Below are 23597 nucleotides of genomic sequence, written 5' to 3' on the forward strand. Positions count from 1 at the left end.
GCCAACATTAACCTAAATAGTAAACTGGCGAGCAATGTACCTTTATCATTATGGGTTAAGAGAGTTACCTTTTACGTTAACCCCTAATACCAACTTTTATCTTGGGCTAGCGCCGCATAACGAGGCGCTTGCGGTATTGCTTACTGCGCTAAAAACTGGCGAAGGCTTTCTCAAAGTCATTGGTGAAGTAGGCACAGGAAAAACCTTACTATGTCGTAAATTGCTCAACGATATTCCTGACCATTTTGTTACTGCCTATATTCCAAACCCCTACTTAAGCCCCGACGAATTGCGCCGAGCAGTAGCGGTTGAATTGGGTGTTAAACAAGCACAACGTATGTCAGTGCAGCTGCTAACACAGCGTATTCAAACGCGACTGCTGGAATTGCATAGCAAAGGCCACTCTGTGGTGTTAATTGTTGATGAAGCCCAAGCGTTGCCAGAAGAAAGTCTAGAAGCGTTGCGTTTGTTTACTAATCTAGAAACAGAAAGCCGAAAGTTACTGCAAGTCGTAATGTTTGCGCAACCTGAGCTAGATGCACGTTTAGCCGAGCAACATTTTAGGCAGTTGCGACAGCGCATCACTTTTTCTTATCAGCTAAGGCCGATGACGGCTGAAGAGGTTGAGCATTATATTAGCCATCGCCTGAACATAGCTGGATACAAAGGTGCAGCATTATTTTCAAGCAAACTTTGCCAAAAATTAACTAAGACGAGTAAGGGTATTCCTCGTTTGGTCAATGTTCTTTGCCATAAAATGTTGATGCTTGGTTATGGTGAAGGGCAATATGAGTTAACCCAAAAGCACTTAGCGTTAGCGGCTAAAGATACTGAAGATACTGCCCCTGTCGGCAGTATAAGCGGCTTTTGGTCAAAACTAACGGTCGGTAATCTAGCGATTGCTCTCATTATTATTTTGCTTGTGTTGTTTGGTGCCACTTGGCCATTTTTACCTGTTGGAGAATTCATGTGAGCGTCATTAATCAAATGCTCCAAGACCTAGAGAAGCGAAATACACCGACAGGAGATGAAACCGTAACTTCATCTGTCGTTGTGAGTGCGCCGCAAAAATCCCATGTGCTTCCTATTGTGTTATCTGTGTTTATCACTGCAATTATTGCCGCGGCACTGTGGCTTTACTATGAGAATCAGTCGTTAAAGCAGCAAACATCGCCTCAAGCTAGAGCCTATGTCGCACAGCAAGATGTTATAACTCAAGCAGATACTAAGCCACTGTTAGATACTCGAGTACAAGTTGATACTAATGCTAAAAGCAGCACTAATAGCCAATCAACAGCTTTACCAATGGCTGATGTTGAGCAAGTGCCCAATTTAAAAGGCACTACAAAAGACGCTAAAAAAGCTAGCGAACAAACAGACATTCAAGCTGATGCCAAAGCTAAGCAAACAATACCTAGCGCCGAGCCTCATACACAGCCGCTGGAACCGCAAGAAAACCAGTTAGCAGCGGTACAAAAGCATCGCTCGAATACACAAGTTCAAGAAGAAGTAGTGAAAGGCGCTGAGTTAAATCAGCCAAAAGCGCAATCACCTGTATTATCGCAACCAGCTCATGCACCTATTGGGCAAGAACGTGTTAAGCAAGAATCTCAACCAGCTCCACTAAACACTGAGCCCTTAACCACTAAGCCTTCATTGACGATTGCTCGAAAACAGTTAACTTCTGCCCAGCTTGCTGTTCAAAAAGTGAATCAAGCAGAGCGCGCTATGGCTGAAAAAGAGGGGCAAAAAGCTGAACAATTGTTGCAAGACGCTCTACTGCTTGCTCCTGAAAACAAAAATGCGAGAAAGCAACTGGCGGCAATTTGGTTTGCCAGAGGCGCGAATCAAGCCGCGATGAATCTACTGAATCAAGGAATTAGCTTATCGCCCAACGAACCAGATTTTCGTTTAATGAAAGCGAAAATACTGCTGAAAAACCACCAGCAAAATCAAGCTCAAAGTGCTAGCCAGTTATCAGCACAAACATCACCGCAATTGACACAAGCCTTTGAAACCTTGGTAGCATTAGCTAATGTGCCGCAGGTTGAATATCAATCGATGTTGGCGACGGTTGCGCAGCAATATCAACAATTATCAGCCGCCGTTAGTGCATACCAGCAGTTGGTGCTACTGCAACCTAACCAAGCTAAGTGGTACTTGGGGCTAGCAATTGCATTTGATCAAAGCAGCCAATTTAATGATGCTTTGAATGCATACCAGCAGGCACTAGCGGTTGGTGGGTTGTCTTTGCAAACCCAGCAGTTTGCTCAGCAACGAATGACAGAATTAGGAGAGTAGACGATGGCTGCACCAAAGTTAAAAATGCGTCTGGGTGACTTATTGGTTCACGAAGGCATTATCAGTAATGATCAGCTAATGCAGGCACTGAATAGCCAAAAAACCTCTGGTCGAAAACTTGGTGATGTGTTGATCGAGTTAGGTTATATCAGCGAACGTCAGTTACTGGAATTTTTAGCGCAGCAACTGGATGTGCCATTTATGGATATTAGCCAACTGCGCGTACCGGGCGAGGTAGCTAAGTTACTACCAGAAGTCCATGCCCGCCGCTTGCGTGCACTTGTGATGGAAGATCGCGGAGATAGCGTGCTGATTGGTATGAGCGACCCTGCCGACTTAAACGCACTTGATCAGCTAGAGCAAATGCTTGCCCCCAAACGCATTCAACTTGCGGTTGTGATGGAGTCGCAGCTATTTGAATCGTTCGACAGCCTCTATCGTCGTACCGCTGAGATTGAATCGTTTGCCAGCCAACTAGAGCAAGAGTACGAACAAACCTCTGATTTTGATATGTCATCCACCTTTGATGATGGTGGTGATGCAACAGTAGGTAAGTTACTGCAATCGGTATTTGAAGACGCTGTGCAAATGCGCGCTTCTGATATTCACATTGAGCCAGATGAGAAGCAACTTCGCATTCGCCAGCGTATTGACGGCGTGCTGCAAGAGAACATTCTTAATGAGAACAAAATTGCCGCCGCTTTGGTATTGCGGTTAAAGCTGATGGCTGGGCTAGATATTTCTGAAAAGCGTTTACCGCAAGATGGTCGTTTTAATTTGCAAGTGAAAGGCCACAATGTTGATGTTCGGATGTCGACCATGCCAGTGCAGTACGGTGAGTCTGTGGTGATGCGTTTACTTGATCAGTCAGCGGGCATTTTATCGCTTGATGAAACCGGTATGCCGCCTGAATTGGTGCAGCGTTTACGCCATCAAATAAGTCGTCCACATGGCATGGTGTTAGTGACCGGCCCAACCGGTAGCGGTAAAACAACTACGCTTTACGGTGCGCTAAGCGAATTAAACCAATCGTCAAAGAAAATTATTACCGCAGAAGACCCGGTTGAATATCGTTTACCGCGTATTAATCAAGTGCAGGTAAGTAGTAAAATTGACTTAACTTTCTCCAGTGTACTGCGCACTGCATTACGACAAGATCCCGATATTATTATGGTGGGTGAGATGCGTGACAGTGAAACCGTAGAAATTGGTCTTCGAGGCGCATTAACAGGTCACTTGGTATTATCAACACTGCATACCAATGATGCGATTACCAGTGCACTGCGTTTGATTGATATGGGCGCAGCAGGTTTCTTAGTGGGTAGTTCATTGCGTGCTGTCATTGCCCAGCGCTTAGTACGCAGAATTTGTGAAAACTGTACTGAAGACTACCGCCCAGATGCACAGGAAAAGATGTGGCTAAATAACTTAACCGGATTAGATTGCAACAGCATATCTTTTAAACATGGTAGAGGCTGCCAATCGTGCCAGTATACTGGCTATCGTGGCCGTATCGGTGTGTTTGAATTACTAGAAATGAACGAGCCAATGATGGCCGCGTTAAAACGAGAAGACACCGAAGCGTTTACCGAACAAGCGAAACGCCACCCTACATTTAAACCGCTTGCTAAAGCCGCTTTTGACTATGCCGTTGAAGGTATAACCAGTGTTGAAGAAGTGCTAAGGTTAGTCGAAACCGTAGACGTAGCGGGTTAATCTAAATCATGGCAATGTTTAACTATATCGGGCGTGATGCGCAGGGGAGCCAAGTAAAAGGCTCATTAGAAGCAACCTCTGCCAATGCGGTGGCTGAGCTATTAGCGCGTCAGCAAATCACGCCTGTATCGATTGAACAAGGGAAAGAAAACCAGCAAGTATCGACGGGAAATATTGATATTGGCGAGTTATTGGGCTTTTCGCCAGTAGCACTGGATGATTTGATCGTACTGTGTCGCCAAATGTACGCGCTAATGCGCTCTGGTGTTCCTATTTTGCGAGCCATTAATGGTTTAGCAGAATCCAGTGCATCACCAAAGCTGCGCAAAGTACTCGCTGAAGTCGCCAGCCAACTTGAGGGCGGTTATGCACTGTCTTCCGCGCTTAACCAGCACCCAAGGGTTTTCTCCTCTTTGTTTATTTCGATTATTCATGTAGGCGAAAATACCGGTCAATTAGATGGTTCATTTTTAAAACTAGCGACCTACTTTGAGCGTGAACAAGAAACGCGAAAGCGGATAAAGTCGGCGTTGCGCTACCCTAGTTTTGTGGTTGCGGCGGTTGTTATCGCTATTGTCATCCTCAACATTTTTGTTATTCCGACCTTTGCAAACATGTTTTCCCGTTTAGGTGCAGATTTACCATTTGCCACTAAATTATTGATCAATAGTTCAAACTTCTTCCTTGATTATTGGCCACATATGTTAGCTGGCTTGATTGCCGCTATTATCGGTATACGCGCATATGTGAAAACGGAGGCAGGACGCTATCAATGGGATAAACGCAAACTAAAAATTCCTGTTGTTGGTAGCATCATTGAGCGTTCAATTTTGTCGCGTTTTACCCATAGTTTCGCAATAGTACTTAAAGCCGGTGTGCCGATGACTTCTGGGTTGAGCCTAGTCGCTGATGCCGTTGATAACGATTATATGCGCGATAAAATTATTAAAATGCGCCAAGGTATCGAAAGTGGTGAAAGCCTGTTACGCACCTCACTCACTAGCACCTTATTCACACCACTTGTATTACAAATGGTGGCGGTTGGGGAAGAAACGGGCCGTGTTGATGAACTGCTTGAAGAAGTGGGTGATTATTATGAACGCGAAGTTGATTATGATTTAAGTACTTTGACCGCGCGAATTGAACCTATCTTATTAGTTATTGTTGCGGCAATGGTACTGGTACTCGCACTTGGCATATTTACGCCAATGTGGGATATGGCTTCAGCGTTTCAAGGCAAGTAATGCTTAAGCAAGTAGTGGCAGAGCACAAAGAGCGAAGCGTGCTTGAGTTAATTATTATTGGCGTGTTGATTACCTTGCTAATGGCGAATTTTCTATACGCTTTTTTTAAGCAAGAAAGCTCAATTGAGGAAGCGGGCTTTCGTGCCTTGGCAAATCGCTTTACCACCAAAGTCAATGCGATTCATGGTCAATGGTTGATGGATGGTCGCCCACAGGTTATCGAGTTACGTGATAATTTAGGACAAACCAATAAAGTAAAAGTTAATCAATTTGGTTGGCCAGATGGCAAAAACTGTGAAGCTATTTGGCAACTCGTATTGGATATGCCGCTGATGTTATTGAATCAGCCTATCTCAGTATTGGAGCTTAATACTCAGTCGGTAGCAGTAGAAAATAATGATAACTTGAGCATAGATAAAGTCTGTCGATATTATTTTACCCAAGGGCAATATTTTGATTATCAGCGACATAGCGGCAAAGTACTGCTATAACCTAATACAAGCTGGAATCTATTTTTGTGCTGAAAATGACCTAAAGTTAGGCCAAAAGTCAGTGACTTATGTAACAATTCATTGCTAGAATCAACCAATCAGCATAATTTACGGGTGTACCCATGAAAAAACAATCAGGTTTTACATTAATCGAATTGGTTATTGTGGTCGTTATATTGGGCTTTTTAGCCGTAACTGCTATTCCTAAATTTTTAGACTTAACCGACCAAGCTAAACAAGCGAATATTGAAGGTATGGCAGGTGGCTTTGCTACTGCGGTATCACTCGTAAGAGCGCAATGGGAAGCTGAAGGGCGCCCACAGAGTAGTATCAGCAATGCAACGGTTAACTCAGTCAACTATGATGGCGTTAATCTTGTACTTACAACTCCAGCGGCCAACCAAGCGAATGTAAGACCTGGTTATGTCACAGGCTTAACCGATGGCGCAACATTAGGTGCAGCTTTTGACGTGAGCAATTGTGTACAAATTTGGCAGAATATTTTACAGCAGCCTCCGGTCATAGAATCAACCATTGGCAATTTAAATAACAATAGTGGTGCAAGCTACTTAGCAACTATTATTGCCAATCAGCCGCCAGCCAGCTCTAATATTTGTGCTTTTTATTTGAAAGAGTCACTAAATCAAGATGCTAACGGTAACTTTATTGCGCCAACAGCAGGGGCAGCAACTGGCACTGGTAATTTATTTACCTACAACCCTGCGAATAGCTCCGTAGTTGTTTATATTAACAACTAATATAGTTTTAAGATAAAAACGTTAATTATTAATAAATAAAGAGTCGTATTATGAAAACATTACAGAAGCAAAAAGGTTTTACCTTAATTGAACTCGTCGTTGTAATTGTTATTTTAGGTATTTTGGCTGCTACTGCAGCGCCTAGATTTATTGATCTGCAAGATGATGCACAAACTGCTACTTTGCAAGCCGTTGCAGCTTCTATGCAAAGTGCCGCTACTTTAGTTCATAGCAAGTCATTGATTGCTGGTAACCAATCTCAAGCTGATACTACTGTTCAGGTCAATAATGCCGACTTAGATATTGTTTTTGGCTACCCAACATCTGCCGATGCTGATGGTGAGGCGGCATGGCGCGCCTTATTAGATTTAGATTTTGATGATGGTAACGCTAATACTGGCCCTGAAGAGTTTGATATTATTGTCGACAGCAATGTCGTTACAATTTTCCCTGTAGGACAAGCGGTAACTGATGCGAATGACGCTTGTTCTGTCTCTTATACAGACCCTGGTCAAGCAGGCGGTCCAATTGATGTTAATGTAGTTCCTTGCTAAACAAATATTGCAAATTATAAAGAGGGCTCTTTAGCCCTCTTTTTTTATCTGAGATTTAGTAGTCTTGGTACTAGTTTAGCAATTTGGACTATTGCATTGTTAACAGTATACTAATCAATAGTATAAATACGTTAATCAAACGTTATTTGTCGCTCAAGATTGTCGCATGAGTAAGGAAAGGTAGCTGGCGTGGACAATAATTCGTTGAAAATAACTAACTGCGCTAGGCGAGATACGCTCTCTATCGATAAATCTGCTTTACCTAAAAGTTACAGCAAACTTGACACTCAATTGGGTTTTACACTGCTAGAGTTGATTGTCACTATTATTATTATCGGCGTATTAGCTGTCACTATCCTGCCTCGATTTACCGGCTCTGATGGCTTTGAAGAATATAGCTATCGCACCCAAGCTATCGCAATACTGCGTAATGCTCAGCAACGCGCGATGAATCAAGATGCCAGTGCATGTAATCGCATTCTGATTGACAGCACGCGTTTAGGTATTCCGGATAATGCTAATTGTAATGGCTTTACGAGTGATTTTGGCGATCGCGACAATGACTTTACCCGCTTAACAGAGCTAAATACTGCCAATTCTGGTGTGACGATTTCAACGACAGCATCTGGTAATACCATCATTTTTGATCAAATGGGCAGGCCAAGTTGTGGTAACAATTGTGCTATCCAAATAACAGGTGATGAACCGCTCCGTATTGTAATTGAATCACAGGGGTTTATTCATGCGGACTAACAAGTCTGGTATGTGCATTAAATCAATTAACAGGGTGCAACAATGCCAATATTCGCACAATCGAGGCTTTACGCTGATTGAGCTGATAATCGGTATTGTAGTCTTGTCGATTTCTTTCTCCGTGATCACTAGTTTGGTGATGCCAGCAACCGTGCAAAGTGCCAACCAACTTCAACAAGTGCGAGCAGCAGAGCTTGCTCAAACGGTGATGAATGACATCTTAGCGCGGTCATTTGATGAAAACTCAGATCATGCAGGTGGTATTGCGCGATGTGGTGAGCCAAGCAGCAACCCTTGTACAGCCCATAACTTGCTAGTCTTGGGAAACAATGGTGATCTAGTAAGTAATGATGGTGAAAGTAATAGAACACTCTACGACGACGTTGATGACTATCTTTGTATCAACAAAGCGGATCCTGAAAACCCCGAAGGCTTAGATTGTGCTGATTTAAGTAAATGGGGTAATACTTCGTTTGCCAACGACCTATATACTGGTTTTCGACTAATTGTCGATGTGTTTTATGATGGCGATTATGACGGTGTTGATGATGGTCGAATCGCCAATGCGAAATTAATTGAACTGCGCGTTATTCCACCAGACGGCGATGCCATAGTCGTTACAAGTTACAAGGTAAACTTTTAATGCTAAGACATAGCCGTGGTTTTACCTTGATTGAAATGGTCATGGTAATCGTGTTATTAGGTATTACTTCTGTTGGTATTGGCAGTTTTATTCGCCTTGGTAGCCAAGCCTATGCTGAAGTTTCTGCGCGTGATGAGTTAATTGCTAGCGCGCGCTTTGCCGTTGAGCGATTAAATCGGGAATTGCGACAGGCTTTGCCAAACAGTATTCGAGATTACTTTATCAGCGTGAGTGCGCAATGTGTTGAGTTTATGCCGATTGTGGCGAGCACTATTTACCAAGATATTCCGGTAGCGCCAGAGCCCGCTAGTGATACTCTAAGCATTATCAACTTTAGCGGCGCTAACAATGTAAATAACAATCACAGTGTTGCTGTCTATCCGATAAATGAAACCGACTTGTATGCCAGTAATACTGATTATATTTATCCGGTCGATAGTGTGAATATTGCAGCAAATGCTGATACAGGTACAGTTGAGCTTGATGTCCCGTTAAATGTTCACTTTGCTGAAGATTCACCAACACAGCGGTTATATTTTATTAGTCAACCCATAAGGTATTGTGTTGAGAACACAGAGCTTTACCGCTATGAACAGCTCAACAATGTGCAAAATCGCGTATTAATGGCAGAAAACTTACAAATACCGAATAACAACCCTAGTGATGCCATTCCTGACTACGCACCATTTGAATTAGCAACGGCATCTCAATTTCGAAATGCAATTACACGTGCAGAGCTTAGGTTTATCCGCGGCGACGAACAAGTGATCTTTAACAATGAAGTGCAGGTGTTGAATGTACCTTAACTATCGCTTAATCCGTCAAAGAAATTCGGAATATTCCCTTAACAAAGCCAAAGTTAAACAGCATGGTAGTTCACTTATTTTAGCGATTTTTGTGTTAGTGGTGATGTTGTTACTGGGTACAGCACTGACGCGCATGCTAGCAACATCTTCTCAATCAGTTGCGTATGAAGTGTTAGGGACTCGCGCATACCAAGCTGCCAATGTGGGCGCACAACAGCGTTTATCAATGATTTTCCCTATATCTTCAGGCACCCAACGTTGTGGTGTGTCAGATCCTGTAAGCAACCGAAGCAGCGACAATACTATTCCAAGCGTGCTTAATAGTTTGAGCGGTGTAGATGGTTTAAATGGCTGTCGTGTTAGTGCACTTAGCTGTAATGATTTTGTTGTTGATGGGGTCACTTATTATCGAATCACAGCGAGTGGGCAATGTACTGCTGGTGAAGTTCAAACCCTAAGAACCATTGAAGTAGAAGCGAGAAGTTTGTAATGCGTTATTGTTTCTGGTTATTCACCTTGCTACTGAGCTTAGTGTCCATTTCTGCCAAAGCTGCCATTACTTGCGATGCAGCAGATAGCTTTGAACAGGTCACATTTGACAATTTTAGCAGTGATCAAGGGCTATGGAGTCGAGTCGACTTTAATCGCACGGTAAGTAACTGGCCGAACGATTCAATTCTCAACACCGGCAATGGACGAGAGTCGCTAACGTTTAATATTCGCAGTAACCGTTTAAATATTCAGGGCAACGACAACGAATTTGGTATGGTTGCTTATGACTTTGGCTCATTAGGTACCGATTTTGCGCGCCAGTTTAGTATCACTACCAATATCACCTCTAATGCTTCCCGCCCAACAAACAACGACTTAGGTATTGTTTTTGGTTATCAAGACGAGCGCAACTATTACCTAGCGCGTTGGACAAAAATTGGTACTAGCTACCGAAATAACACGTCATTTCCTGGTACGTACCGACAACTTGATTTAGTAAAAGTAGCTGGCGGCGTTCCAATCCTGCTTGATAGTGCGCCGAGTACAGGGACAAGCGCAGGCAACAATTTCACCATGAAAGTGGTGGTGACCAGTGATGGCACAGGCGTATGTTTAGGCAATGCAGGGGGCAACAATATGTCGCTTGTATTGTCATCAAATGAAATTCCATCGCTACAAACAACAGGCCTTTACTCCTACGACAACGACAATGACGTTCGTTATGACAATTTTGAAGTGCGCTGTGATGACTGTGTACGATTGTTAGCAAACTATCGTATGGATGAACAAAGTTGGAATGGCATTTCGGGAGAAGTAGCCGATCAAACGGGTAACTTTAGCGCAACCGCTATTAATGGCGCGGTTACCAGTGAGCTCCTGCCAGCATTAGCGGGTGATCCTGGAACATGTCGCTATGGCAGTTTTGATGGGGTAAATGATTACTTGGAGTTACCCAGTAATTTTGATAATTTGCAAGGCAGTTTTACGATTACTGCATGGATAAACCCTAGTAACTTAGACCGCGGCTCTCGCATCTTCATTGATGATGAAAACAACTCAGATAGAGGCTATGGTTTTAGCCTTGGCGACCCTGGCAATGGCCGTTTAAGATTCTACTCTCGTGGCGTAAATCCTATTAGTGTTGATACGGCGAGCTCAATTCCAGCTAATACTTGGACATTCGTTGCAGCGGTGCACGATAGTGCGAATAAAACTCGTCAGATTTATGTGAATGGGGTTGCTCAACAAATAACAGGTGGCAGCACCATTAATACCTACACAGGTAATTGGGGCACAGCATCAGGCCCAGCCTCAATTGGTGGTGAAACAGATAGCGGCGAAACGGCCAATCGCTTTACCGGTGATATGGATGAAGTCAGAGTGTATCGCGGTGCGTTATCAGGTGCGCAAATCAACAATATTTTTCAAGAAAGGCACCCATGTCCAACTAGTAGCTTACTCGCTCATTACACCTTTGAGCAAAGTGATATCTCTGGCCAAATTGATGATATGAGCGGCGGCAATAATCACGCAACCAACATTGGTGGCCTATTAGATACCGACAGTAAATTTTGTCGCGGCTTTGATTCAGCGGGCGAAAACGCAAGTACGGCGATTAGCAATGCCTTTCGTTCATCGCTAGATATCGACGAAGACGTTGGCGCGCGTGGTACCATCAGTTTTTGGTTCAATAGTGATATCAACTGGAATGCAGGTAGAGAGCGCGTATTATTTGATGCTTCATGTAACGGCAACCCTAATTGCGGCTCAGCGCGAGACAAGTATTTTGTTTTAGAAATTGCTGCTAATGGTCGACTAAAGTTCAGTTTTGAAGACTCCAGAGATAGAGATTTTTCATTTCAGGAGTCAAGCTCAAGCTCTCGGACAGCAGATACTTGGTATTATGTGACAGCGACCTGGAACTACCCTGATGACAGATTTGAGCTCTACGTTGATGGTAACTTGCGTGCGGGTTTAAACTTTAATACCAATGGTCAAATGAGTGACCTTAATCAAATTGTCTTCGGTGACAATGCGTCGAATTATGCGCGTGGCGATGCAAGTAATTTCCCATCAACGCGGTCTTCGCAAGGCCGTTTTGACGAAGTAAAAATATACAACAAAGTGCTTACTCAAGCAGAAATTCAAGCGGATATGTTGGTGGGTACCGATTGCGTGGATGACAAGCGTGTTTTCCAAATTCGTCATGACGGATTGGGGCTAACCTGTGAACCAGAGGCGATTCAAATTGTTGCCTGTACCAACGGCGATTGCACCAACATCGATAGCGCTATCACCACAGATGTCACTTTAGCAATTAACGGTGGCCTAACCCGCACGATATCGCTTACTAATGGTCAAAGCCCTGCCTTAAATAATGCTAATCGCGCCGAGATAAATTACAACCAAGCAGGCAATGCAACGCTCAGTTTAAATTTAGGCGCAGACAATACCTTTGAGTGCGGTGATTTAGGTGGTAACACCCAAAGCTGTGATATCGCTTTTGCAACGGCAGGGTTTGTTTTTGATGGGGTTAAAAATGGCACCGCAGGGTTACCAATACAAAATGTGACGATAGAAGCAAAGCAAGACAATGGTAGTGGCCAGTGTCAAACCTTGTTCGCTAATCAAAATAGAAATGTTGACTTAGCGTTGAGATACCTTACCTCGAACAATCAGGGAAGCAACCCATACACTATTGGCGGCAAGGTTATACCTGATATCAGCAGTGGCTATGAAGATGTAAACCTTAGCTTTGACGCAAATGGCAAAGCAACATTACCTAGTAATATTCATAACGATGCTGGCCAAGTGCAACTAGCTGCAAGGTATATACAGCCAGCCAATTTGCCTACGCAACCGGGCTTTACTTTATTGGGCAACTCTGGAGCCTTTTGGGTTAAACCACATTACATTAACATCTTGGTCGAGAAAAACGATGGTAGTGCCTTAGATGGTATCACTGCCGATTCACTAATCACGCATGCTGCGAGCGCGCCATTTAACGTTACGTTTGAGGCTGTCAATTACAGCGGTTCGACGACCATTAATTATCAACCGAGTAATTTACGAATTAACTTACAGAGAACAGGCCCAACTGATGCTGCCGCGATAGAAGGTATTTTGAATCTGCCTGCTTTGGCCGACATAACTTCTGGAACGCCAGCTAATGTCACTAATCCTCTTGCTCAACCGTTGTTTGCAGCAGGAAAATACGAAACAACAGGGGCAAAGTACAGCGAAGTCGGTTTAGTAACACTTGATGTTTCTGATACCAACTTTGGCGATCAAACCCCTGCACTTATTGTTGATGGTGGGTTGTGGAATGCGAACAGCCTCAGCGAAACAACTGCCATAGATATTGGTCGTTTTATTCCTGCCTATTTTATTCAAACCGTGAAAGTAGATGCTAATGCCATGCCTGCAATTGACAATCACGGAACCTTGACGTCAGTAGAGCCACAAGTGAACTGGGTGTATTCAGGTCAAGAAGATACCAGTGGAGACGGTAGTATTAGATATCAGCAGCAGCCTAAAATTACTATTACCGCCTACAACAGTGATGACGAAGTGACGCAAAATTATATCGGCGACTTTATGCGCTTATCGCAGTCAAAAATTACCATTGAGTTACCAACTGAAGATAGTAAAAATGGTAAACTAAGTAATACTAAATTGGCGATATCAAAGGCAGAGATTATTACGAATAATCAGCTATTTGCTCGAATTGAAAAGGGTGAAGTTGATTATGAACTCAGTACAATGGATAACTTTGCGTATGCTCACGAAGAGAATGCTGAAATCCCGCCATTTGAGCCAGAATTTACTATGACTGTAACCCGAATTGAAGATGATGATGGCGTTACGGCGAATAGTAGGCAAAGCATCACACCAAAGCCGTTTGTGAATAGCTCAAACGAAACATTCAACGTTAGGTTTGGCCGTTTGGTTATTGATAATAGCTTTGGGCCTGAAACAAGCAATCTAAGACAGAATATTTACGTTGAATTTCTTAACGATAGTAATGTCTACCAATTGAATACTGATGATAGTTTCACAGTGCTAGAACTTACTGACTTGTCGCTTTCTAATATTGATATACCAAGCTTGCCCAGCCCTGCGACTGGTGTTGAGTCATTATCAACGCTCACATTGAGTGGCGGTGAGTTTACCGATTTTTCAGTTCTTGCCCCTGGCGTAAATAATCAGGGACAAACTAATGTAAATTATCAAAGTCCAACTTGGCTTCAATTTGACTGGGATGGTGATGGTAATCACGACGACAACGCCTCAGCGATTGCAACTTTTGGCCGCTATCGTGGTAACGATCGCATAATCTACTGGCGAGAAGTTAATTAACCTCAGCTCTGGATACCTAATGCGCTTCTAGCGGCTATTTTTACTGCTACCAGCGTTAAATTAACTTGCAATAGACTAGCTATTGACGCGCAAATTTGCCTTGATATCAGCAAAAATCTCTCGCTAGAAGACAACGATTAACATAAGCATTTGAAATGATTTGTTATTCACTATTTCTTATGCAAACCTGAGGTTAATTAGCAAGTACTAACTATGCGTTGGTGAGGATAATTAGCTGCCCCTTTTTGTTTGTGGCAGCTGATTGAGCTGGTAGATTTTTGTCAATCGTATTTTTATGTGCTGTTTTTTTAACCGCTTGATCTCCAATATGAAAAAAACTTGCCATTCAGCGTGATTTTTTGCGAATCAGTGCACACATCAGATAAATACTGGGTTATGATAGCTCGATCAAAAAATCAGAAATGATAAGCACATTCACGTTGCTGCGGCCAATCAGTAACAGTTATAGGGTATTGCGTTCATATGTTTAAGAAATTGCGCGGAATGTTTTCTAACGATTTATCAATCGATTTAGGAACAGCGAACACATTAATTTATGTAAAAGATCAAGGGATTGTACTTAATGAACCGTCAGTAGTGGCGATTCGACAAGACCGTGCAGGTGGCTCTAAAAGTGTTGCTGCCGTAGGTTTAGCAGCCAAGCAAATGCTAGGCCGTACACCCGGTAATATTGAAGCAATTCGCCCAATGAAAGATGGCGTTATCGCCAACTTCTTCGTCACTGAGAAAATGCTGCAGCACTTTATTAAACAAGTGCACAGCAATAACTTTTTACGCCCAAGCCCACGTGTTTTAATTTGTGTACCATGTGGTTCTACCCAAGTAGAACGCCGCGCTATTCGTGAATCTGCACTGGGTGCTGGTTCACGTGAAGTTTACTTAATTGATGAGCCGATGGCTGCCGCAATTGGTGCTGGCTTACCAGTGTCTGAAGCGACTGGCTCTATGGTTGTTGATATTGGTGGTGGTACCACTGAAGTTGGTATTATCTCGTTAAATGGTGTGGTTTACTCATCTTCTGTTCGCATTGGTGGTGACAAGTTTGATGAAGCCATTATCAACTATGTACGTCGCAACTTCGGCAGCTTAATTGGCGAAGCAACGGCAGAACGCATCAAGCACGAAATTGGTTCAGCGTACCCAGGCGAAGAACTGATTGAAATTGAAGTACGTGGTCGTAACTTAGCTGAAGGTGTACCGCGCAGCTTCACACTTAATAGCAATGAAATTCTTGAAGCACTACAAGAGCCATTAACGGGCATTGTCAGTGCAATTATGGTCGCGCTAGAGCAATCACCACCAGAATTGGCGTCAGATATTTCTGAACGCGGTATGGTGCTTACTGGCGGTGGTGCATTACTGAAAGACTTAGATCGTTTGTTAATGGAAGAAACGGGCATTCCAGTAGTGGTTGCTGAAGATCCATTAACTTGTGTGGCACGTGGTGGCGGTAAAGCGATTGAAATGATCGATATGCACGGCGGCGACCTCTTTTCGTATGAATAGCTTTCGTATGAGTAACGCTTATACAAATAGTTTTCTTAGCAAAAACTGACAGAGTGCCAGCGCCGCTGGCATTTTTTCCTTTAATCTGCACTTGGGTTAGTCATGAATCCAATCTTTAAACATGGCCCTTCTCTTCAGCACCGTCTTGCACTGGTCATGATCGTGTCTGCCTTGTTAATTTTCTTTGATCACAAAATGCAAAGCTTTGATAGCGCACGTGGCTATTTACAGTCGGTGGTGAGCCCATTGCAGTATATGGCGAATACGCCAAAAGAGTTGATGACATGGACAGCGGAAAACTTAGTCACTCGTCAGCAACTGATTGAAGAAAATGAAGCGCTAAAAGTTAACGAGTTAAACTTTCAGCAGCAACTGATGGAGTTGGTCATCGTGAAGCAAGAAAATGAACGATTACGCTCGCTGCTTGCATCGCCCTTGCGCACTGAAACTAAAAAAATGGTTGCCGAAATACTGTCAGTAGATAGCGACCCCTACTCGCATCAAATTGTGATTAACCGCGGTGCTAACGATGGTGTTTATGAAGGCCAACCAGTGCTCGACGAACAAGGCATTGTTGGTCAGATACTACACGTTGGTACTACCACTAGCCGAGTGATTTTAATTACCGACTTAACTCATGCTGTGCCTGTGCGCGTTAGCCGCAACGGTACGCGTATTATCGCCAATGGCTCGGGGCAAATAGATCGTTTATCGCATGCTCATGTACCCCATAGTGCCGACGTTCAAACCGGCGATTTGTTAGTAACGTCTGGTTTGGGTGGCAAATACCCTGAAGGTTACCCTGTATCGAATGTGATCATGGTGCGCAAAGATGAGTCTCGCCCATTCGCTCAGGTTTACAGTAAGCCTGTCGCACAAATTGATAAATTGCGATATTTGCTGCTGTTGTGGCCTGAGCAACCAGCCAGTATTTTTGCGCCTAAGCAGCTAAGTAAGCAGTCAAACAATCAACCGTCAAATAGCCAGTCGAGCATGCAACCAACAGGCTCAACAAATAATCGTGCACAGGAGGCAGCCAATGCTAGCCAATAACGGCATTATTATTGTACTGAGTTTGCTACTGGCATTAATTGCCAGCATAGTGCCGATGCCGCATAGTGTCGATGCGTTTCGCCCAGATTGGGTGCTGGTTGTACTTATTTACTGGAGTTTAGCGCTGCCAAATCGCGTGAGCGTTTTTACCGCTTGGGTGATGGGCTTTCTATTAGATGTATTGCTTGGGTCTACACTTGGCGTACATGCAGGCGCTATGGCCTTGTCTGTTTACATTGCCGCGGTTAACTTTCAAAAGATACGTAACTTTTCATTATGGCAGCAAGCACTAATCGTTGGTGTGTTAGCTGCGCTTTACCACTTGCTCGTATTCTGGATGCAGCGAGTGTTAACCGATGTGGTGTTCTTACCAAGCTATTTATATCCAGTGATGAGCTCGGTTATTTTATGGCCTTGGGCTTTCTTACTGCTGCGTAAAGTACGTCGCCATTTTAAAATTTCTTAGCGAGTGAACATGACTCAACCGGAACTTATTCTTGCCTCACAATCACCACGTCGTAAGGCGCTGTTAAGTCAGTTGGGCTACCAATTTAGCTGCCTACCTGCCGATATCGACGAATCTGTATTAGCCGATGAAAGTGCTAGTGATTATGTGCACCGTTTAGCTATTGCGAAAGCGCAAACCGCATTTGCTGCCGCCCAAGAAAAACAACTTAGCCAAGGCGAATTAGTTGTCTTAGGCAGTGATACTAATGTGGTATTCGATAATCATATTTTAGGAAAGCCGGAGAGCTTTGAGGATTTTGTCAGTGTGATGACCATGCTCTCTGGAGAGCGGCATCAAGTACTAACGTCAATTGCTGCGTTGAGTGAATCCGAGGTGCAAGCACAAGTTATTGTTACCGATGTGTGGTTTAAACAGCTATCCTCAAAAGAGATCAGCGATTATTGGCAAACGGGTGAACCACAAGATAAAGCGGGTGGCTATGGCATCCAAGGTATTGGCGGGCAGTTTGTCAGTAAGCTTGATGGCAGCTTTTTTGCCGTGGTTGGTTTACCGCTTTATGAAACGTCATTATTGCTCAATAAGTTTGGCGTTACTGGGCATGTGTCGCCATAGTGGGTTAGTGGAGCGGCTTTTAGCTGGCAAGTGGATTAGAAGTATTAACCAATAGACTATTGTTAGTAACCGTTGAGCGTTGTCTTTTTAAAACAAGGGTTAGCTAAAGGATTGGTATAAAAGAGAGGAGTGGTACATGAGTGGTGAGTTACTGGTTAATATTACCCCAAGCGAAACACGCGTTGCATTAATTGAAAACGGTGTGCTGCAGGAGCTACACGTTGAGCGTGAGGCCAAGCGTGGCTTGGTGGGGAATATTTATCTAGGTAAAATTATTCGTGTCTTACCCGGCATGCAAGCGGCATTTGTTGATATTAATTTAGACAAAGCTGCGTTTTTACATGCTTCTGATATTCACTCTAAGCTCATGCTTAATGACGATGGCAAAGAGCCTGAACAAGTGCCTGATATCCGCACACTTGTTCACGAAGGCCAGTACCTGATGGTACAGGTCGTCAAAGACCCGCTAGGCACCAAAGGCGCTCGCCTAACCACAGATATTACTATTGCTTCTCGTTACCTAGTGTTAATGCCAAATGCTAGCCACGCTGGTATATCGCAACGCATTGAAGACGTTAGCGAACGCAATCGCTTAAAAGATATTGTGGTACCTTATTGTGATGATAAGCACGGCTTTATTGTCCGTACTGCCGCAGAAGGTGCCGGTGAGCTAGAGCTTAAGCATGACGCAGAATTTTTACGTCGCGTTTGGGCGAAAGTCAGTGAACGAAAACAGCGCAAGCAAATTAATGCGCCTATTTATCAAGACTTGTCGTTGGCATTTCGCGTGCTGCGTGACTTTTTTGGCACTGAGCTTGAACGCATTCGCATTGACTCAAAGCTCACTTATGATCAGTTAATGGAGTTCACCCAAGAATTTGTGCCTAACTTAGCGCACGTGCTTGAGTACTACCCAGGTGAGCGACCGATATTCGATTTGTTCGATGTTGAAGCCGAAATCCAAAGGGCGCTAGAGCGTAAAATCATGCTCAAATCTGGTGGCTATTTGATTATTGATCAAACCGAGGCAATGACCACGATAGATATCAACACTGGGGCTTATGTTGGGCATCGCAATCTTGAAGAAACCATTTTCAGTACCAATGTGGAAGCCACGCAAGCGATTGCGCGCCAGCTAAGGTTGCGCAATTTAGGTGGCATTATCATTATCGATTTTATCGATATGGTAAGTGAAGATCATCGACGCCGTGTTTTACATAGTCTTGAAATGGCCATGGCAAAAGACAAAGTGAAATTTAGCATTCACGGCTTTTCGTCACTCGGTTTAGTAGAAATGACACGCAAGCGCACACGAGAAAGTTTAGAGCATATTTTGTGTGGTGAATGCCCCTCTTGCCAAGGGAAAGGAACGTTAAAGACGGTTGAGACGGTCTGTTTTGAAATACTACGTGAAATTGTTCGTGTTAATCGTGCTTATGATGCAGATCAGTTTATTGTTTATGCATCCACTGCGGTAAGTGAGTCTTTACTTAATGACGAGTACCACAATCTAGCAGAGCTTGAAGTCTTTATCGGCAAGCTAATTAAGGTTCAAACAGAACCTATGTACAATCAAGAACAGTTTGACGTAGTCATGGTCTAAAGCCTAAAGCTGGCGTGCGGCTAAAACTCGCTTACAAAGTAACGCTTGGCAAATGCCAACTGGTATGAAAGCCTCAATAGCAATAACAGGCTTAAACTATAGGCCTAAAAACTGGCAAAATAATTGGCGTTAAAAACTAGGTAGTAACAAATTTGAATATAACGGCATTTTCTAACAGGTGGTTAAATCGGCTCTACAAGTGTATCGCCATACTCTTGGTTGTCGTTGCCGTATTGATCAGTGCCATGCGCTTGTTACTGCCTTATATGCAAAATTATCGGGCAGAACTTCAAAACCATATTAATACGACCTACAACACCAATATTCACATTGGTGCGCTAACCATGGATTGGCAAAAAGTTGGGCCTGTTTTAGTCGCTAACAATGTTCGCTTGGTTGATACCGAATCAGCCGTTGTCTTTATCGAACATTTAGACATTAAAGTTAACTTTTGGCGCAGTATTCAACATCGCACCTTGGTGACAAGGGGACTGACACTAGACGGCGCTAAAGTCGTGATAGATACGACTAAACTTGCCAACAACGGCATCAGCACCGAAGACAGCTCAAATTACGACCGTTTATCTGACATTTTCCTGCTACACGTTAGCAATTTTTCATTAACCAATAGCCAAGTTGTGGTGCGAACGGCTAGTGGTGACAAAAAACTCGCCCTTAAACACCTTAACTGGCTTAACCAAGGTAATCGTCACCGCGCTAGTGGTGAGGTGTTAGCTCAAGGCTTAGCAACCAATACCGCCAAAGTATTGGTTGATTTTACCGGTAGTGAAGTGGCGGATATGTCAGGCCAAATCTACTTGCAAGGGCAGCGTGTTAACGTCACACCATGGCTAGATCGTGCCTTAATCCTAGAAAATGATAAAACCTACTCTGAGCTTAATTGGCAATCTTGGCTGACCATAGACAATGGCCTAGCCAGTAACTTACTCGTTTCAATCGAAGACTCTAAACTACGCTGGATAGTGGACGAGCAAGAGCATGAAGTACAACTTAAAGAAGCGTTGCTCAATGCTGACATTTTAGGTGATCGTATTGTCTTAAATTCTGCGCCAATTAATGTCGAAGTGAGCGGCCAAGCTTGGCAACCAATCTACCTCAATGCTGATGTGATTGGTGACGAAGTTGACGCTTATCTCTCTGGTCTAGATATCGCTGGCGTAAGCGAACTGCTGCCGTTATTTGTGGACTCACCAAAGCTTTCAGCAACACTTGCTCAGCTTAGCCCAAGTGGGCAACTAAGTGATATTCACATTCGCCGCTTGTCAGGTGAATTTGCCGCAACGGCTGAGCTAATTGATTATCAGCAGAATTATGCAAACGGAATTCCGGGCGTTGGCCGACTTAATGCCAGTGTTATTGCACAGGGTAAGCAAGTCATCGCTCAGCTAAAGGCAAGCGATAGCCAATTGGACTTTGCCGAGCACTTTAAACAGCCTATTGCTTTTACTGAGCTGGCGGCCAATTTATCTGCCCAATTTGGTGATAATGGCCTGAACTTAAATGTCGACAGCTTTGATTTTGTTGCACCTAACATTGCATTAGCAGGTAAAGTGAATATTGCGGTGCCTAAAGGTGGTAATGCGAGCATGGCGCTACTGGCAAATATTGAACGTGCAAATGTGCAGCAAGTTAATTTGTATTACCCACACCGCTTAATGGGTGACGATCTCGTTAACTATCTCGATCGCAGTTTAATTGATGGACAAATTAGCTCGGGTCAGGTGTTGTTTAATGGAGCCTTTCGCGATTTTCCGTTTAACGAGCAGCAAGGTATTTTTGTTGTTGATGCTGAGCTAAGCAATGCCACGTTTGCTTTCGACACCAAATGGCCAGCCATTGAGCAAATGGATGCCAATTTAAACTTTACCAATAATGGTATGTTGATAACGGCGCGCGAAGGTAGCCTGACGGGTTTAAATGTTGCAGGTGTTACCGCTGAAATTGCTGATCTCAGCAAAGAGCAATTACTACTGGTATCAGCAGACATTAACCAAGAGTCACCTGCCAATGTCACGCAATTAATGCAGCAAAGCCCACTGAAAAAGAGTGTGGGTGAAGTGCTGACGACACTGCAGATTAGTAATCCAATATCCGGTAAATTCGATCTATCGCTGCCACTTAAGGATATTAAAGGAGTGATGGCGAAAGGCTACGTTGACTTTATTGATAACCAACTAGAGTTAACTAAACCCGAGATGTCATTCGCTAACGTTAATGGTCGGCTGACCTACCAAAATGACATAATTGATACTCAGGACTTATCGTTGAAATGGCGTAATATGCCGCTGAGCATTGAAGTGACTGGCCGTGACCAGCAAGACTATTATCAAACCTTGTTGGCAATTAAAGGTGACTGGGCAGCTGAGGAGTGGTTGGCACAAGTACCAGATCCGCTAAAACCCTATGCGGATGGGCAATTGAATTGGCTAGGCCAAGTGGCGTTGAATTCGCATCGCGGTGGTGGCTTTAGCTACGAAGCCGATATTACCAGTGACTTATTGACGACAGCGCTTAATTTGCCAGCACCATATGGTAAAGCTAAGCAATCGTCATTACCGTTAACAGCGAAAGTAACAGGGCAGTTGGATAAATCGACGGTTTCTGTCAGTGCTGGCGAAGAGCTCAGTTTTTATGGCGTGCTTAGCCATAGTGAAACACAGTTTCAGCGTTCTCACTTAGTATTGGGTAATGACACCATGTTGTTGCCGATGAATGGTTTTCACATCACAACTAAGCTTGCTTTTGCCGACATACAGGCGTGGCAGCCTTTTATTGACGACATTCTAAAAAGTTTACCGAAAAGTAGTAAAGATAATAAAACCGCCAGTTTATTTCCTGCGCCAGAGCGAATTCGCGGTAATATTGACCAACTTGATGTCTTAGGGCAATCGCTCACCAATGTATCTTTTAACCTGCTTGATGAAAAAAATTGGTGGTTACTCAGGCTCAATGCCAAAGAGGCGCGTAGCGAGATAAAATTCTTCCCGAATTGGCACGAACAAGGGCTTGAAGTTGATGCTGATTTTATTCATTTAGCGGCTGATATGGGCGACCAAGGAATCGCAGATGAAGGCGCTAAAACAAGCGCAAATGAAGCCTCAGATAAGAACCAAACTACACAGCCGCCAGTTGAATTAACCTATCAAGAGCGTTTGGCATTATTTAACAGTATTCCGAAGTTAGATGTGGTGTGTGATAGCTGTAAACTGGGCAAACTAGATTTTGGTCAAGTGAGTTTTCAGCTTAAACACAATGGTGACAAGTTAAACTTGGAAAACTTTAAAGCCAAACGCGATAAATCTAAGCTTGAGCTTGCCGGTTTTTGGCAGTTAAGCCCTGAGCAGTCAATGACTGAGCTAACCGGCAAAATTAATATTAAAGAGCTTGAGCGTGAGTTTGATAAATTTGATTACGCCAGTGTGATTAAAGATAGCGGCATGGCAGCCGACTATGATGTTTATTGGCAAGGCGGCCCAACTGAATTTAGTTTAGCCAAACTCAATGGCCAAGCATCGATTGATATTGATGATGGTTACTTAAGTGAAGTGAGCGACAAAGGCGCACGTATTTTCTCTGTGCTGAGCTTACAATCACTGGTGCGTAAACTCACCTTAGATTTTCGCGATATTTTCTCTGATGGCATGTTCTACACCTATATTCGCGCCGACGCACAAGTTAAAGATGGGGTCTTGTATACCGACAATATGCGCATGAAAGGCGCAGCGGGTGACCTATCGGTGAAAGGCAATACTGAACTGGCGGCAGGTATTCTCGACTATCGCATGAGCTACAAGCCGAATTTAACTTCAAGCTTACCAGTACTCGCGTGGATCGCCACTTTAAACCCAGCAGTCTTCCTTGCTGGTGTCGCTATTGACGAGGTATTTACCTCAAAGGTGGTGTCAGAGTTTAATTTTGAACTGACCGGCAGTGTTAACGATCCTAGCTTTAAAGAAGTTAACCGCAAAAGCCGTGATGTGAGTGTTGGCCGCTCTACGCCGCCAACATTTGTCGAAAATAAGCCGACAATGCCAGCTAAGCCAGCAGAGCCGGAAGATATTATGCCAGAAGGTCAGCTTGATGAATTTATCCCACCGACACCGCTTGATTTAAACCTTAATCTGGTTCCTAATTTAGGCTCTAACTCAAGCCCTAACTTGAATATGTACAATAATGGCTAAGCAAACAGTTTGCC

18 protein-coding genes are annotated in these 23597 nt (G+C 43.7%); all 18 read left to right on the forward strand.

From position 1 onward, the window contains the following. Window positions 1–34 precede the first annotated feature (34 nt). The 18 genes from DXX94_RS14435 (at window position 35) to DXX94_RS14520 (ending at window position 23583) form a co-directional block, all read left to right on the forward strand. Complete coding sequence (locus DXX94_RS14435) at window positions 35–973, forward strand: ExeA family protein (protein ID WP_116016948.1); 939 nt, start codon at window positions 35–37, stop codon at window positions 971–973. Continuing rightward, complete coding sequence (locus DXX94_RS14440) at window positions 970–2301, forward strand: tetratricopeptide repeat protein (protein WP_116016950.1); 1332 nt, start codon at window positions 970–972, stop codon at window positions 2299–2301. The genes DXX94_RS14435 and DXX94_RS14440 overlap by 4 nt, the downstream gene beginning before the upstream one ends. A gap of 3 nt (window positions 2302–2304) precedes the next feature. After that, the gene (locus DXX94_RS14445; protein ID WP_116001448.1) at window positions 2305–4017 is read left to right on the forward strand and encodes a GspE/PulE family protein; all 1713 of its coding nucleotides are present in this window, start codon (window positions 2305–2307) and stop codon (window positions 4015–4017) included. 8 nt (window positions 4018–4025) lie between these two features. Then, window positions 4026–5261, forward strand: coding sequence for a type II secretion system F family protein (locus tag DXX94_RS14450; protein WP_116016952.1), 1236 nt, complete (start codon window positions 4026–4028; stop codon window positions 5259–5261). Further along, the gene (locus DXX94_RS14455; RefSeq protein WP_116016954.1) at window positions 5261–5752 is read left to right on the forward strand and encodes a hypothetical protein; all 492 of its coding nucleotides are present in this window, start codon (window positions 5261–5263) and stop codon (window positions 5750–5752) included. Before DXX94_RS14450 ends, DXX94_RS14455 begins: the two co-directional genes overlap by 1 nt. A gap of 122 nt (window positions 5753–5874) precedes the next feature. Further along, a complete protein-coding gene (locus DXX94_RS19680; RefSeq protein ID WP_116016956.1) occupies window positions 5875–6510 on the forward strand; it encodes a type II secretion system protein in 636 nt (211 codons plus the stop codon). 50 nt (window positions 6511–6560) lie between these two features. Continuing rightward, a complete protein-coding gene (locus DXX94_RS19685; RefSeq protein WP_116016958.1) occupies window positions 6561–7064 on the forward strand; it encodes a prepilin-type N-terminal cleavage/methylation domain-containing protein in 504 nt (167 codons plus the stop codon). Between the two features lie 189 nt (window positions 7065–7253). After that, a complete protein-coding gene (locus DXX94_RS14470) occupies window positions 7254–7817 on the forward strand; it encodes a type IV pilin protein (protein WP_116016960.1) in 564 nt (187 codons plus the stop codon). Next, a complete protein-coding gene (locus DXX94_RS14475) occupies window positions 7807–8460 on the forward strand; it encodes a prepilin-type N-terminal cleavage/methylation domain-containing protein (RefSeq protein ID WP_116016962.1) in 654 nt (217 codons plus the stop codon). The genes DXX94_RS14470 and DXX94_RS14475 overlap by 11 nt, the downstream gene beginning before the upstream one ends. Continuing rightward, a complete protein-coding gene (locus tag DXX94_RS14480; RefSeq protein WP_116016964.1) occupies window positions 8460–9266 on the forward strand; it encodes a PilW family protein in 807 nt (268 codons plus the stop codon). The genes DXX94_RS14475 and DXX94_RS14480 overlap by 1 nt, the downstream gene beginning before the upstream one ends. After that, on the forward strand, window positions 9256–9756 hold the full coding sequence (locus DXX94_RS14485; RefSeq protein ID WP_116016966.1) for a pilus assembly PilX N-terminal domain-containing protein: 501 nt from the start codon (window positions 9256–9258) through the stop codon (window positions 9754–9756). Before DXX94_RS14480 ends, DXX94_RS14485 begins: the two co-directional genes overlap by 11 nt. Beyond that, the gene (locus DXX94_RS14490) at window positions 9756–14117 is read left to right on the forward strand and encodes a LamG domain-containing protein (RefSeq protein ID WP_116016968.1); all 4362 of its coding nucleotides are present in this window, start codon (window positions 9756–9758) and stop codon (window positions 14115–14117) included. Before DXX94_RS14485 ends, DXX94_RS14490 begins: the two co-directional genes overlap by 1 nt. Before the next feature lie 483 nt (window positions 14118–14600). Then, window positions 14601–15644, forward strand: coding sequence for a rod shape-determining protein (locus DXX94_RS14495; protein WP_116001432.1), 1044 nt, complete (start codon window positions 14601–14603; stop codon window positions 15642–15644). A gap of 102 nt (window positions 15645–15746) precedes the next feature. Then, window positions 15747–16697, forward strand: a complete 951-nt coding sequence (mreC, locus tag DXX94_RS14500) for a rod shape-determining protein MreC (RefSeq protein WP_116016970.1) — start codon at window positions 15747–15749, stop codon at window positions 16695–16697. Next, window positions 16684–17163, forward strand: coding sequence for a rod shape-determining protein MreD (mreD, locus tag DXX94_RS14505; RefSeq protein WP_116001428.1), 480 nt, complete (start codon window positions 16684–16686; stop codon window positions 17161–17163). Before mreC ends, mreD begins: the two co-directional genes overlap by 14 nt. A gap of 9 nt (window positions 17164–17172) precedes the next feature. Next, entirely contained in the window at window positions 17173–17778 is a 606-nt protein-coding gene (locus DXX94_RS14510) for a Maf family protein (protein WP_116016972.1), read from the forward strand. A 136-nt stretch (window positions 17779–17914) separates the two neighbouring features. Continuing rightward, window positions 17915–19381, forward strand: coding sequence for a ribonuclease G (gene rng, locus DXX94_RS14515; RefSeq protein WP_116001424.1), 1467 nt, complete (start codon window positions 17915–17917; stop codon window positions 19379–19381). A gap of 152 nt (window positions 19382–19533) precedes the next feature. Then, window positions 19534–23583, forward strand: a complete 4050-nt coding sequence (locus DXX94_RS14520; protein ID WP_116016974.1) for a YhdP family protein — start codon at window positions 19534–19536, stop codon at window positions 23581–23583. The last annotated feature ends 14 nt before the right edge of the window (window positions 23584–23597 follow it).

This window comes from Thalassotalea euphylliae, from assembly GCF_003390375.1.
In the GTDB taxonomy this organism is placed as follows: domain Bacteria; phylum Pseudomonadota; class Gammaproteobacteria; order Enterobacterales; family Alteromonadaceae; genus Thalassotalea_F; species Thalassotalea_F euphylliae_A.

What these genes read in the sequence shown, in the direction of transcription:
- DXX94_RS14510 (WP_116016972.1), top strand. Translation starts at nt 17,173, where the DNA reads ATGACTCAACCGGAACTTATTCTTGCCTCACAATCACCACGTCGTAAG.
- mreC (WP_116016970.1), top strand. Translation starts at nt 15,747, where the DNA reads ATGAATCCAATCTTTAAACATGGCCCTTCTCTTCAGCACCGTCTTGCA.
- rng (WP_116001424.1), top strand. Translation starts at nt 17,915, where the DNA reads ATGAGTGGTGAGTTACTGGTTAATATTACCCCAAGCGAAACACGCGTT.
- DXX94_RS14475 (WP_116016962.1), top strand. Translation starts at nt 7,807, where the DNA reads ATGCGGACTAACAAGTCTGGTATGTGCATTAAATCAATTAACAGGGTG.
- DXX94_RS14480 (WP_116016964.1), top strand. Translation starts at nt 8,460, where the DNA reads ATGCTAAGACATAGCCGTGGTTTTACCTTGATTGAAATGGTCATGGTA.
- DXX94_RS14455 (WP_116016954.1), top strand. Translation starts at nt 5,261, where the DNA reads ATGCTTAAGCAAGTAGTGGCAGAGCACAAAGAGCGAAGCGTGCTTGAG.
- DXX94_RS14450 (WP_116016952.1), top strand. Translation starts at nt 4,026, where the DNA reads ATGGCAATGTTTAACTATATCGGGCGTGATGCGCAGGGGAGCCAAGTA.
- DXX94_RS14490 (WP_116016968.1), top strand. Translation starts at nt 9,756, where the DNA reads ATGCGTTATTGTTTCTGGTTATTCACCTTGCTACTGAGCTTAGTGTCC.
- DXX94_RS19685 (WP_116016958.1), top strand. Translation starts at nt 6,561, where the DNA reads ATGAAAACATTACAGAAGCAAAAAGGTTTTACCTTAATTGAACTCGTC.
- DXX94_RS14495 (WP_116001432.1), top strand. Translation starts at nt 14,601, where the DNA reads ATGTTTAAGAAATTGCGCGGAATGTTTTCTAACGATTTATCAATCGAT.
- mreD (WP_116001428.1), top strand. Translation starts at nt 16,684, where the DNA reads ATGCTAGCCAATAACGGCATTATTATTGTACTGAGTTTGCTACTGGCA.
- DXX94_RS14445 (WP_116001448.1), top strand. Translation starts at nt 2,305, where the DNA reads ATGGCTGCACCAAAGTTAAAAATGCGTCTGGGTGACTTATTGGTTCAC.
- DXX94_RS14435 (WP_116016948.1), top strand. Translation starts at nt 35, where the DNA reads ATGTACCTTTATCATTATGGGTTAAGAGAGTTACCTTTTACGTTAACC.
- DXX94_RS19680 (WP_116016956.1), top strand. Translation starts at nt 5,875, where the DNA reads ATGAAAAAACAATCAGGTTTTACATTAATCGAATTGGTTATTGTGGTC.
- DXX94_RS14485 (WP_116016966.1), top strand. Translation starts at nt 9,256, where the DNA reads ATGTACCTTAACTATCGCTTAATCCGTCAAAGAAATTCGGAATATTCC.